Consider the following 11,102-nt stretch of genomic DNA (forward strand, 5'->3'; position numbering starts at 1 on the left):
TCAACCCCGGGAAGTAGAACGGGTGCGCCCGCCGAATCCGGCGAGGACGAGGAGGAGTGCCCAGGTCACGAGCAGGCTGAGCACGGACACGGCGACGGACAGCTGGGCCTGAGAGCCGCTGACGTTCACGATCCAGACGGCGAAGGGCTGGAAGCCGAGCAGCTGCGCCACGGTGAACTCGCCGAGCACGAGGGCCAGCGTGAGGAAGGAGGCGTTGAGCAGCGCGCCGCGCAGGTTGGGCAGCACGGCCCGCACGAGCGCCTGCGGCCAGCCGGCGCCGCAGCTGCGGGCGGCCTCGACGAGGGTGCGCACATCGACGGAGCGCAGTCCTGCGTCCAGGGCGCGGTACACGAACGGCAACGCCATCACCACGTACGCCAGCACGAGGACGACGGGGAAGCCGGGGTCCTGGATCGCCACGAAGGTCTGGAACAGCGGAGTGCGCGAGAGGTGCTCGGGCCCCCACTTCAGCACCGTCCCGATGCCCGCGACGAAGGCGATGGGCGGCACCACCAGGGGCAGCGAGCACACCACCTCGACGACCGGGCGCAGCCGGGGCGAGCCGAGCCGCAGCGCCACCATGGCGGGCACCATCAGCAGCAGCACGACGGCGATGGTGGCGGCGGCCAGCTCCAGGGAGAGCAGCAGGCTGGACCCGAAGCCGTCGGTGGAGAAGATCTGCGTGTAGGCGTCGAAGGTGACGCCCTGGCCCGGCACGTCGACGGTGAAGACGACCGACGCGGCCAGCGGCACCAGGAAGTACAGTCCGGCGAGGCCGAGGACGCCCCACCGCCACAGGTTCAGGCGAGCCATCGCGCGCTCCGTCGTTGCAGGGGCAGGTACACGGCCATGACCAGTCCGGCGACCAGGACCATGTCGAGGCTGAGGGCGAGCGCCACGTTCTCCTGCCCGACGAGGACGTTGCCGGAGATGGCGTCCGCTATCTGCAGGGTGACCAGCGGGATGGAACTGCCCACCATGGCCGCGGCGGTGGCGTACGCGGCGAAGGCGCTGCCGAAGAGCAGCACGAGGCCTCCGAGGAGCGAGGGCAGCAGCACGGGCAGGGCGACGTGCCTCCAGTACTGCGCGGACGTCGCGCCGTTGTTCTGCGCCGCCTCGCGCCACTGGGTGCGCAGTCCCTCCAGGGCGGGGGTGATGGTGAGCACCATCAGCGGGATCAGGAAGTACAGGTAGACGATCACCAGTCCCCAGAAGCTGTACAGGTCCCAGCCCTGGTCGGTGAGCCCGAACTGCCGGGTGAGCACACCGGCGTTGCCGAGGGTGGCGACGAAGGCGAACGCCAGCGGGACGCCGCCGAAGTTGGCCAGCACCCCGGACGCGGTGAGCACGGCCTCGCGCAGCGCGCGGAAGCGGGAGGTCACGACCGCCTGGGCGAGCGGCAGCCCCAGCAGGGCCCCCAGCGCAGCCGACACGGCGGACAGCTTCACACTGCCGAGCAGGGCCGTCAGATACGCGCCCCGCAGTGAGGCAGTCAGGTTGTCGACCGTGTAGGACGTGGCGCCCGTGGCCGGGTCCTTGGCGGTGAACGCGCCGTCGAGCATGGCCACGGCGGGCAGCCCGAAGGCGAGCGCGGTGAAGGCGAGCAGCGGGACGACGGCGAGCCAGCCGAGGGCACGGCGCCGCCGCTTCACCGGAGCGGCGGACGCCGTGTCGACCCGTACGGCGGTGGTGGTCATCCGGAGACGGCCTTGGCCCAGCCCTGCCCGAGGACCGTCTTGGCCTTGCTCTGCTGGGCCTCGGTCGGGAAGGAGGGCGTCCCGGAGACCGCGGGCAGCTTGGCGGCCGCCGCCTTGTCGAGGGTGCCGGCCTTCTCCATGGCGGTCATCAGGGCCGGACGGGCGTAGCCCTTGAGCCACAGGTTCTGGCCCTCGGCGCTGTAGAGGTACTCCTGCCACAGGCGGGCCGCGGCCGGGTGCGGGGCGTCCTTGTTGATCGCCTGGGAGTAGTACTGGGAGAACTGGCCGTCGCTCGGCACGGACACCTTCCAGTCGACGCCCTTGGACTTGAACTCGTCGGCGTATCCGGCGTTGAGGTAGTCCCAGTCGATGCTGATGGGCGTCTCGCCCTTCTCGACGGTGGCCGGGGTCGACTCGACGGGCGTGTAGTTGCCGTTCTTCTTGAGCTTGGCGAAGAAGTCGAGGCCGGGCTGGATGTCGTCGAAGGAGCCGCCGCTCGCGAGGGCCGCCGCGTAGACGCCGCCGAACGCGGAGCCGGACTTGGTGGGGTTGCCGTTGAGGGCGACCTGGCCCTTGTACTGCGGCTTGAGGAGGTCCGCGAAGGTGGTCGGACAGGCCTTGACGCGCTTGGCGTCGCAGCCGATGGAGATGTAGCCGCCGTAGTCGTTGTACCAGCGGGCCTGCGCGTCCTTCTGGCCCTCGGGGATGTCCGCGAAGGAAGCCACCTTGTAGGGGGCGAGCAAGCCCTGCTGGGCGGCGCTCAGCGCGAAGGAGCTGCCGAGGTCGAGGACGTCCGGCGCGCGGTCCTGGCCCTTGCGCGAGGTGACGGCGTTGATCTCGTCCTGGCTCGCGCCGTCCGGGTTCTCGACCGCGACCTTGATGCCGTACTTCTTCTGGAAGCCGTCGATGAGGGCGCCGTAGTTGGCCCAGTCGCGGGGCAGCGCTATGGCGTTCAGCGTGCCCTCCTTCTTCGCCGCCTTCACCAGCGCGTCGAGTCCGCCGAAGTCGGCGGCGGAGGCAGCGGTTGCGGCGTTCTTGCCGTCGGCGGTGGTGGAGGTGGTCTCGGGGGCGGCGCCACAGGCGCTCAGGGCGAGGGCTGCGAGGGCGGCGAGGACACCGCCGCGGACGGCGGATCTCGGCAGGGGCACGGTCACGGCTTCTCCAGGGGACGCGCGAGAATGCAGGAGATGAGAAGAACTTGTCTGAACAAGTTCGCCTCAGTACGCACGCCGCTGGTGTCCCCTTCGTAAACACCGGCGAAACCCTGTGCCTTGATTTCACGCACAGTTGCGACGGCCGCCGAACAGCCCGACGGGTCGACTAGGCTGGTCAGACTGTCTACAGCCGTCCGAGCAGAGGGGAAGCATGGCCGCGCGACACGAGGAGATCGCCGACGAGCTGCGTCGGGCGATCGACCGCGGAGAGTACGCGGTCGGCTCGCGGCTGCCCGCCGAAACCGACCTCGCGGCCCACTACGGCGTCTCCCGCGGCACGGTCCGCCAGGCCGTCGCGGCACTGACCGCCGAGGGGCTCATCGGGTCCCGCCAGGGCGCCCGCCGCGTGGTCCTCGCCAGCCGCCGCAGCCAGAGCTTCGCGGAACTGCGCAGCTTCGCCCAGTGGGCGCGTGCGATGGGCCGCGAGGCGAGCGGCCGGGTGGTCGCACAGGAGTACCGCCGGGCCACCGCCGAGGACGCCGTCCATCTCCAGCTGCGCGCCGGCACGCCGGTGCTGCGCGTCCTGCGGCTGCGCGGCCTGGACGGCGAGCCGGTGCTCGTGGAGCGGACCGTGTACGCGGACTGGATCTCCCCGGCCGTCGAGTCGATCGAACCGGACTGCCCCTCGGTGACCCAGCGCCTCCTCGACGACACCGGCCTGGTCTTCGCCTACGGCGAGCACGTCATCGACGCGGTGGCGGCGGGCGCCCGGGACGCCGAGCTCCTCGGCATCCGCCGCACGAGTCCCCTGCTGCGGGTCCGCCGGGTCACGACGACCCGCGAGGGCCGGCCGGTCGAATGGTCCGACGACCGCTACCGCTCGGACGCCGTGAGCTTCAGCGTGCACAACTCGATAGGGAACAACGCCATGGCCCGCAAGACGGCCGAGTAGGCCGCTCAGGTCGGCGAGCCCGCCGAGAAGCGGCGCAGCAGCGGGGAGAGCACCAGCACGGACTTCGTCCGCTCCACGAACGGCTCGCCCGCGATGCGTTCCAGGACGCGCTCGAAGTGGCGCATGTCGGCGGCGAAGACCTGGGCCACCGCGTCCGCCTCACCCGTGACGGTGGAGGCGGCGACGACCTCCTGGTAGCGCTCGAGCCCGCGCTGGATGGTCTCCGGGGAGGTGTTGCGCCGGCAGTAGATCTCGACGAACCCCTCGGTCTCCCAGCCGAGGGCCGCGGGGTCGACCCGCACGGTGAAGCCGGTGATGGCGCCGGTGGCCCGCAGCCGGTCCACGCGCCGTTTCACGGCGGGCGCGGACAGGCCGACCAGCTGCCCGATGTCCGCGAAGGAGCGGCGGGCGTCCTCGGCGAGGGCGTGCACGATGCGTTCGTCGAGATCGTTCAGCACAGTGGGTCGTTCACTTCTCAGATGGCGCGGGGGTCGCGAGTCGGGAGCGGCGGTGGCCGTAAAGGAAGTAGAACACGAGCCCGACCGCCATCCAGACACCGAAGACCACCCAGGTGCCGGCCGACCGTGCCGGTTCATTGCACGACGCTTTCGGAGGACGCGGGTACCTGTTCGCGCCGGGCAGCGAGACGCATTCGCAGGGGCGCGGGGAACTGCGCGACCAGCCCCCACCGACCCGCACCCGAAACACGACCCGACCGCCCGGCCACCCGCCCCACCCGCCCCACCCGCGGAGCTACCAGCTGGCGTGCAGCGGCTTGCCCTCCGCGTAACCGGCCGCGCTCTGGATCCCCACGACGGCCCGCTCCGCGAACTCCTCGAGGGAGCCCGCGCCGGCGTAGGTGCAGGAGGAGCGGACGCCCGCGACGATCGAGTCGACCAAATCCTCGACGCCCGGGCGGGCCGGGTCGAGGAACATCCGGGAGGTGGAGATGCCCTCCTCGAACAGCGCCTTGCGGGCACGGTCGTAGGAGGACTCCTCCGAGGTGCGGTTGCGGACGGCCCGCGCGGAGGCCATGCCGAAGGACTCCTTGTAGGGGCGGCCGTTCGCGTCGTGCTGGAGGTCGCCCGGGGACTCGTAGGTGCCCGCGAACCAGGACCCGACCATGACGTTGGAGGCGCCCGCGGCGAGCGCCATGGCGACGTCGCGCGGGTGGCGGACGCCGCCGTCGGCCCACACGTGCTTGCCGTGCCTGCGCGCCTCGGCCGCGCACTCCAGGACGGCCGAGAACTGCGGCCGGCCCACGCCCGTCATCATGCGGGTGGTGCACATGGCGCCGGGGCCGACGCCGACCTTGATGATGTCGGCGCCCGCCTCGATCAGGTCCCTGACGCCCTCGGCCGAGACGATGTTGCCCGCGACGATCGGCACCTGCGGGTCGAGCGCGCGCACCGTGCGGACGGCGCTGATCATCGACTCCTGGTGGCCGTGCGCGGTGTCGATGACGAGCGTGTCCACTCCCGCGTCGAGCAGTTGCTTGGCCTTGCCCGCGACGTCGCCGTTGATCCCGACGGCCGCGGCGATGCGCAGCTTGCCCTGGGCGTCGACGGCCGGCGTGTACAGGGTGGCGCGCAGGGCGCCCTTGCGGGTCAGGATGCCGGCGAGCTTGCCCTCGCTGTCGACGGCGGGGGCGTAGCGCCGGTTGGCCGCGTCCAGGGTGTTGAAGGCCTCGCGCGGGTCGATGCCGGCGTCCAGGAGCAGCAGGTCGCGCGACATGACGACCTCGAGCTGCGTGAAGCGGTCGACGCCGGTGAGGTCCGCGTCGGTGACGACGCCGACGGGACGGAAGTCGTCGTCGACGACGACGCCCGCGTTGTGGGCGCGCTTGGGCAGCAGGGCGAGGGCGTCGGCCACCGTCTGGTGCGGGGCGAGCACGATGGGGGTGTCCAGCACCAGGTGCCGGCTCTTGACCCAGCCGACGACGTCGGCGACGACGTCGATGGGGATGTCCTGCGGAATGACCACGAGCCCGCCGCGCCGGGCCATGGTCTCGGCCATGCGGCGGCCCGCGACGGCGGTCATGTTGGCGACGACCAGCGGGATCGTGGTGCCCGTGCCGTCCGGAGCGGAGAGGTCCACGCTCTGCCGTGACCCGACCGCGCTGCGGCTCGGCACCATGAAGACGTCGTCGTAGGTGAGGTCGTGGGCGGGCTGGATGTCGTTGAGGAAACGCACGTGCTGCACATCCCGGTAGATCAGAGGTGACCCCCGGACAGGTCAGCCAGGGGGAGAAGCACGTACTTCATTCTCCCACGGAGGCGGCGATGCGATGCCCGGACGGAACGTCCAAGCAGCTCACCGGGGTGTTAGGAGGATCCTCCGAGGGCGAGCACGACCGACAGCGCGGGAGTCCGGTCCGCCGCCGAGGCGAACACCTCCTGGGCGATCTCCCACTCCTCGGGCCGGGTCGCGGCGTACGGCCGCCAGTTCCGCACGACCACCAGCACGGGTCCGGACTCGGGTCCGTCCGGCAGGCCGGTGAGGCTGTCGGCGAGGGCGTCCCAGTTGCGCGCGAACCGGTCGGACAGCTCCAGGTGCCGGGCGCAGCGGTCCATCAGTTCCGCCTTGTCCCGGACGCCGTCGAGGTCCAGCGTGAGCACGTGCTCCGTCATGCAGGCACCGTCCTGAGCCAGTCGTGGTGGTTGCCGGGAGGGGAACGGCGGAGGGGGGCGGCGCCTTGGCCGTCCCCCTCCGCCGTCCGTCAGCTCCCGTCCGGGTCCGCCCGGTTGAGGGCCGGCTTGGGCGTCGGGCCCGCCGTCATCAGATGGTCGGCCGCGGAGGTGTCCGTCACCAGGCTGGTGACGAGCCCGGACCGCAGCACGGCGTCGATCGCGGCCGCCTTGCGCTGGCCGCCCGCGATCGCGACGACCTCGGGAATCCTGCGCAACTGGTCCGTCTTGACCGTGATGCAGCGCTCCCCGAGGTCGCGTCCGACCCTGCGGCCGTCGGCGTCGAAGAGGTGCGCGGACATCTCCGCCGCGACGCCGAGCGAGGCGTAGTGCGCCCGCTCCTCGTCGCTCAGCATGTCGTGCACCGTCGAGATGCCCGGCTCCCAGGAGCCGATGGAGACGCAGGCGACCGTGACCTTGTCGAAGTACTCGAAGGCCCGGGCGATCCCGGTCTGGTGGCGCAGCGCGGTCGCGGTGGCCACGTCCGGCAGCAGCATCGGCGCGTAGATGGGGTGCGCGTCGCCGCCGGACACCTGGGCGGCGCGGCGGACGGCCTCGACCGAGCCGCGCTCGGCGGTGCCGGCGTCGTACACGCCCGTCAGCTGCACGACCGTGCAGGGCGGCAGCCGGTCCAGCGCCGCCGCCATGTGGATGGTGGACCGGCCCCAGGCCAGCCCGAGCACGTCCCCCTCGTCGACCAGTTCGCCGAGCAGGTCGGCGGCCACCTCTCCCAGGTTCTCGGGATCCGTGGCCTCCTCGGCCTCGGCCGGGGACTCGACCACGACGGCGTGCCTGAGGCCGTAGCGGGCGCGGAGCGCGTCGGAGCGCTCGGCGTCCAGTTCGGCCGGCACGCGGATCTCGATCCGTACGAGATCCCGTTCGAGGGCGGTCTCCAGCACCCGGGCCACCTTGAAGCGGCTGACGCCGAACTCCTCCGCGATCTGGATCTTGGACTTTCCCTCTAGGTAGAAGCGGCGGGCCATGGCCGCCGCCTGCACCAGCTCAGCGGGTCCCATCCGCATGGCTGACCGGCCCGCCGACATACCCGACACGGCGATCTCCTCACTGCTGTTCACACTCTGGATACGCCGTTCATCCTCGCAGATCCGGCGCAGTTGATCAGCTCTGATGAGAGCCGTTCACATTCCTGTCGGTAACCGGTCGGTTCAGTGGCGGCACGCCCATGAGGCTCCCTCGGTCGCCTTCTGCGCCTGAGCCCGCAGGCTACGGACGGCCTCGGCCGGGTCGTCGGCCCCGTAGACGGCGGATCCGGCCACGAAGACGTCGGCGCCGGCCTCGGCGCACCGCTCGATCGTCGAGGCCGACACCCCGCCGTCGATCTGCAGCCAGAGGTCGAGTCCGTGCTTGCTGATCAACTCGCGGGTGCGGCGGATCTTCGGCAGCATGATGTCGAGAAAGGCCTGACCCCCGAAGCCCGGTTCGACGGTCATGATCAGCAGCATGTCGAGTTCGGGCAGCAGGTCCTCGTACGGCTCGATGGGCGTCGCGGGCCTGAGCGCCATGGAGGCGCGGGCGCCCTTGGCGCGGATCTCGCGTGCGAGCCGCACCGGCGCGGCGGCCGCCTCGACATGAAAGGTGACGGACGAGGCGCCCGCCTCGACGTAACTCGGGGCCCAGCGATCGGGGGCCTCGATCATCAGATGGCAGTCCAGCGGAGTGTCCGTCGCACGGGCCAGTGACTCTACGACCGGCACACCGAGCGTGAGGTTCGGGACGAAATGGTTGTCCATCACGTCGACGTGGAGCCAGTCGGCTCCTTCGACCGCCTTCGCCTCGTCCGCGAGGCGGGCGAAGTCGGCGGACAGGATGCTGGGGTTGATCTGCACGGCCATGACCCAAGCCTGCCATGCCCCCGAGGGGTTGCGGGCACCGGTTCCGCGCGGGGAACGTGGTTCGTCGTCCGCGGGCCCGTCCCGGCCGATCGGGCAGGTCCCCGCGCCCCGCACCGGGCGCGGTCCCACGCGGCGGCGGCACAGCGTCTCGGGGGGTGGTCATGACCGGGAGTCGCGGTGTCGCTCACCTCGTCTGCGGGCGGCGGGCGAAGTGGCTGGTGCTGGCGCTGTGGGTGGTGGTGCTGTTCCTGACCGCGCCCTTCGCGCAGAAGCTCGCCGACGCGCAGGACAACGACGCGGCCTCCTGGCTGCCGGGCTCGGCGGAGTCCACCCAGGTCCTGGAGATCTCGAAGGACTTCCGGCCCGAGCAGATCCCCGCCGTCGTCGTCTACGCCCGTGAGGGCGGCCTGACCGCGCAGGACCGGGCCGCGATCGACCGGGACGCAGCCGAGCTCAGGGGGCTCCACGACCACGGCATCCGCGGCGCCGAGACCCGCGGCCCGGTCTACGACCGTGCTGCCGATCCGCGCGCGGCGCAGATCTTCGTGCCCATCACCATGGACGAGAGCGGCTGGCAGCGCATCGGCCCGGCCGTCGACTCGATACGCGACGTCGTCGGCGACGGCGGCGCCGGTCTGGCCGTGCACATCACCGGCCCCGGCGGCACGTCGGCGGACTTCTCGAAGGCCTTCGAGGGCATCGACTCCACGCTGCTGGTGTCGGCGATGGCGGTGGTCGTGGTCATGCTCCTCATCACGTACCGCAGCCCCAGTCTGCTCCTGGTCCCGGTGATCGGCGTGGTCGCCGCCCTGTTCACCGCGCAGGCGCTCATCTACTTCCTCGCCCAGCACGCGGGGCTCACGGTCAACGGCCAGAGCGCCGGCATCCTGACGGTGCTGGTGTTCGGCGCGGGCACCGACTACGCCCTGCTGCTGGTGGCCCGTTACCGGGAGGAACTGCGCCGTCACGAGGACCGTCACGAGGCGATGGCCCTGGCCCTGCACCGCGCGGGCCCCGCCGTGCTGGCGTCGGGCGCGACGGTCGTGCTGAGCATGCTGGTGCTGCTGGCCGCCGAGATGAACTCCACCCGCGGCCTCGGCCCGGTCGCCGCCATCGGGGTGGCGGTGGCGTTGATCGCGATGGTGACGCTCTTCCCGGCCCTGCTCGTCATCTGCGGCCGCTGGATCTTCTGGCCGGTGATCCCGCGCTTCGGCTCGGACGAACCGACCGAGCGCGGCATCTGGGCCCGCACGGGCCGCAGTCTCGCCCGCCGCCCGCGTATGACCTGGGCCGTGACGGCTCTCGTGCTGGCGGTCTGCTCGCTCGGCCTGATCCAGCTGCGCGCGGAGGGCATCAGCAACGCCGACGCCTTCACCGGCACGCCGGACTCGATCACCGGCCAGAAGGTGTCGGGCCGGTACTTCCCCGCCGGCAGCGGGGATCCGCTGATGATCGTCTCCGACCTGGACCGGGCCGGACAGGTGCGCCGGGCCGTCGCCACGACCGAAGGCGTCGTGCCGACCTCCCTCGGCGTGCCGCCGGGCGCGAAACCCGTCCACGAGGGGCGGGTGCTCCTCGAGGCGACCATGACCGCGCCCTCGGACAGCGAGGCCGCGAAGCAGACCGTGGAGCGGGTCAGGGACGCGGTGCACGAGGTGCCCGACGCGGACGCCCTGGTGGGCGGCGGCACGGCGGCCCTGCTGGACATGGACAAGGCGACCACGCACGACAACCTGGTGATCATTCCGCTGGTCCTGGTCGTGGTCCTGCTGATCCTCAGCGGGCTGCTGCGCGCCCTGATCGCCCCGCTGGTGCTGGTGGGGACGGTGATCCTGTCCTTCGCCGCGGCCCTCGGCATCAGCGCGCTGGCCTTCCGCCATGTCTTCGACTACGCGGGCGAGGCCACCGACTTCCCGCTGTTCGTCTTCGTGTTCCTGGTGGCCCTGGGCATCGACTACAACATCTTCCTGACCACCCGCATCCGCGAGGAGGCCGCCCGGCAGGGCACCCGCGCGGGCGTGGTGACGGGCCTGGCCGCGACCGGAGCCGTGATCACCTCGGCGGGCCTGGTGCTGGCCGGCACCTTCGCCGCCCTCGGCACGCTGCCGATGGTCGCCTTCGCGGAGATCGGCTTCGCGGTGGCCCTGGGCGTGCTCCTGGACACCTTCATCGTGCGGTCGGTGCTGGTCACCTCGCTGTTCCTGGACATCGGACCGAAGGTGTGGTGGCCGCACCGGCTGTCCCGGGAGCCGGCCGGGCGTCCGGAGGCGGCCCGGGGTCAATCCGGGGGCGACGAGCACTCCGGGGCGGTCCGGAACGACGAGCCCTTTGCATGACCATGCGAGTTCATGCATAATCTTCCTATGTCCAAGGTCCTCACCTCCCTTCCCGCCGGCGAGCGCGTCGGCATCGCCTTCTCCGGCGGGCTCGACACCTCCGTCGCGGTCGCGTGGATGCGCGACAAGGGCGCCGTCCCGTGCACCTACACCGCCGACATCGGCCAGTACGACGAGCCCGACATCGCCTCGGTGCCCGGCCGCGCGAAGACCTACGGCGCCGAGATCGCGCGCCTGGTCGACTGCCGCGCCGCACTCGTCGAGGAGGGCCTGGCCGCGCTCACCTGCGGGGCGTTCCACATCCGCTCGGGCGGGCGCGCCTACTTCAACACCACGCCCCTGGGCCGTGCCGTGACCGGCACCCTCCTGGTCCGGGCGATGCTGGAGGACGACGTCCAGATCTGGGGCGACGGCTCGACCTTC

Annotated in this window: 11 protein-coding genes and 1 pseudogene; 3 read left to right on the top strand and 9 right to left on the bottom strand. The window is 71.6% G+C overall.

Annotated elements, in window-relative coordinates:
• Genes ABT300_RS06540 through ABT300_RS06550 form a run of 3 tightly spaced genes read right to left on the bottom strand, consistent with a single transcriptional unit; the run spans position 1 to position 2,851 of the window.
• A complete protein-coding gene (locus tag ABT300_RS06540) occupies positions 1-813 on the bottom strand; it encodes an ABC transporter permease (protein ID WP_351672787.1) in 813 nt (270 codons plus the stop codon).
• Complete coding sequence (locus ABT300_RS06545) at positions 801-1,697, bottom strand: ABC transporter permease (RefSeq protein ID WP_351672789.1); 897 nt, start codon at positions 1,695-1,697, stop codon at positions 801-803. The genes ABT300_RS06540 and ABT300_RS06545 overlap by 13 nt, the downstream gene beginning before the upstream one ends.
• A complete protein-coding gene (locus ABT300_RS06550; RefSeq protein WP_351672791.1) occupies positions 1,694-2,851 on the bottom strand; it encodes an ABC transporter substrate-binding protein in 1,158 nt (385 codons plus the stop codon). Before ABT300_RS06550 ends, ABT300_RS06545 begins: the two co-directional genes overlap by 4 nt.
• A gap of 211 nt (positions 2,852-3,062) precedes the next feature.
• Between ABT300_RS06550 and ABT300_RS06555 the strand changes: the two genes are divergently transcribed.
• Entirely contained in the window at positions 3,063-3,803 is a 741-nt protein-coding gene (locus ABT300_RS06555; RefSeq protein WP_351672793.1) for a GntR family transcriptional regulator, read from the top strand.
• A 5-nt stretch (positions 3,804-3,808) separates the two neighbouring features.
• Here ABT300_RS06555 and ABT300_RS06560 read toward each other — a convergent pair whose 3' ends face one another.
• The 6 genes and pseudogenes from ABT300_RS06560 to rpe form a co-directional block, all read right to left on the bottom strand.
• Positions 3,809-4,261, bottom strand: coding sequence for an Lrp/AsnC family transcriptional regulator (locus tag ABT300_RS06560; RefSeq protein WP_020128883.1), 453 nt, complete (start codon positions 4,259-4,261; stop codon positions 3,809-3,811).
• Between the two features lie 10 nt (positions 4,262-4,271).
• Positions 4,272-4,385 (bottom strand): annotated as a pseudogene (locus ABT300_RS06565) (amino acid permease C-terminal domain-containing protein); the annotation flags it as partial.
• A gap of 171 nt (positions 4,386-4,556) precedes the next feature.
• Entirely contained in the window at positions 4,557-5,996 is a 1,440-nt protein-coding gene (locus ABT300_RS06570) for a GuaB1 family IMP dehydrogenase-related protein (RefSeq protein WP_351672818.1), read from the bottom strand.
• A gap of 131 nt (positions 5,997-6,127) precedes the next feature.
• Complete coding sequence (locus ABT300_RS06575) at positions 6,128-6,433, bottom strand: barstar family protein (protein ID WP_351672796.1); 306 nt, start codon at positions 6,431-6,433, stop codon at positions 6,128-6,130.
• 89 nt (positions 6,434-6,522) lie between these two features.
• Positions 6,523-7,566, bottom strand: coding sequence for a sugar-binding transcriptional regulator (locus ABT300_RS06580; RefSeq protein WP_351672798.1), 1,044 nt, complete (start codon positions 7,564-7,566; stop codon positions 6,523-6,525).
• A 90-nt stretch (positions 7,567-7,656) separates the two neighbouring features.
• Entirely contained in the window at positions 7,657-8,343 is a 687-nt protein-coding gene (gene rpe / locus ABT300_RS06585) for a ribulose-phosphate 3-epimerase (protein ID WP_351672800.1), read from the bottom strand.
• Positions 8,344-8,504: 161 nt separating this feature from the next.
• Between rpe and ABT300_RS06590 the strand changes: the two genes are divergently transcribed.
• Complete coding sequence (locus ABT300_RS06590; RefSeq protein ID WP_351672802.1) at positions 8,505-10,679, top strand: MMPL family transporter; 2,175 nt, start codon at positions 8,505-8,507, stop codon at positions 10,677-10,679.
• 27 nt (positions 10,680-10,706) lie between these two features.
• Positions 10,707-11,102 (top strand): argininosuccinate synthase domain-containing protein (locus ABT300_RS06595; protein WP_351672804.1); only part of this gene is annotated, 396 nt, incomplete at its 3' end.

Source organism: Streptomyces sp. NPDC001027 (assembly GCF_040299045.1).
Taxonomy (GTDB): domain Bacteria; phylum Actinomycetota; class Actinomycetes; order Streptomycetales; family Streptomycetaceae; genus Streptomyces.

What these genes read in the sequence shown, in the direction of transcription:
- ABT300_RS06540 (WP_351672787.1), bottom strand. Translation starts at nt 813, where the DNA reads ATGGCTCGCCTGAACCTGTGGCGGTGGGGCGTCCTCGGCCTCGCCGGA.
- ABT300_RS06545 (WP_351672789.1), bottom strand. Translation starts at nt 1,697, where the DNA reads ATGACCACCACCGCCGTACGGGTCGACACGGCGTCCGCCGCTCCGGTG.
- ABT300_RS06555 (WP_351672793.1), top strand. Translation starts at nt 3,063, where the DNA reads ATGGCCGCGCGACACGAGGAGATCGCCGACGAGCTGCGTCGGGCGATC.
- ABT300_RS06575 (WP_351672796.1), bottom strand. Translation starts at nt 6,433, where the DNA reads ATGACGGAGCACGTGCTCACGCTGGACCTCGACGGCGTCCGGGACAAG.
- rpe (WP_351672800.1), bottom strand. Translation starts at nt 8,343, where the DNA reads ATGGCCGTGCAGATCAACCCCAGCATCCTGTCCGCCGACTTCGCCCGC.
- ABT300_RS06590 (WP_351672802.1), top strand. Translation starts at nt 8,505, where the DNA reads ATGACCGGGAGTCGCGGTGTCGCTCACCTCGTCTGCGGGCGGCGGGCG.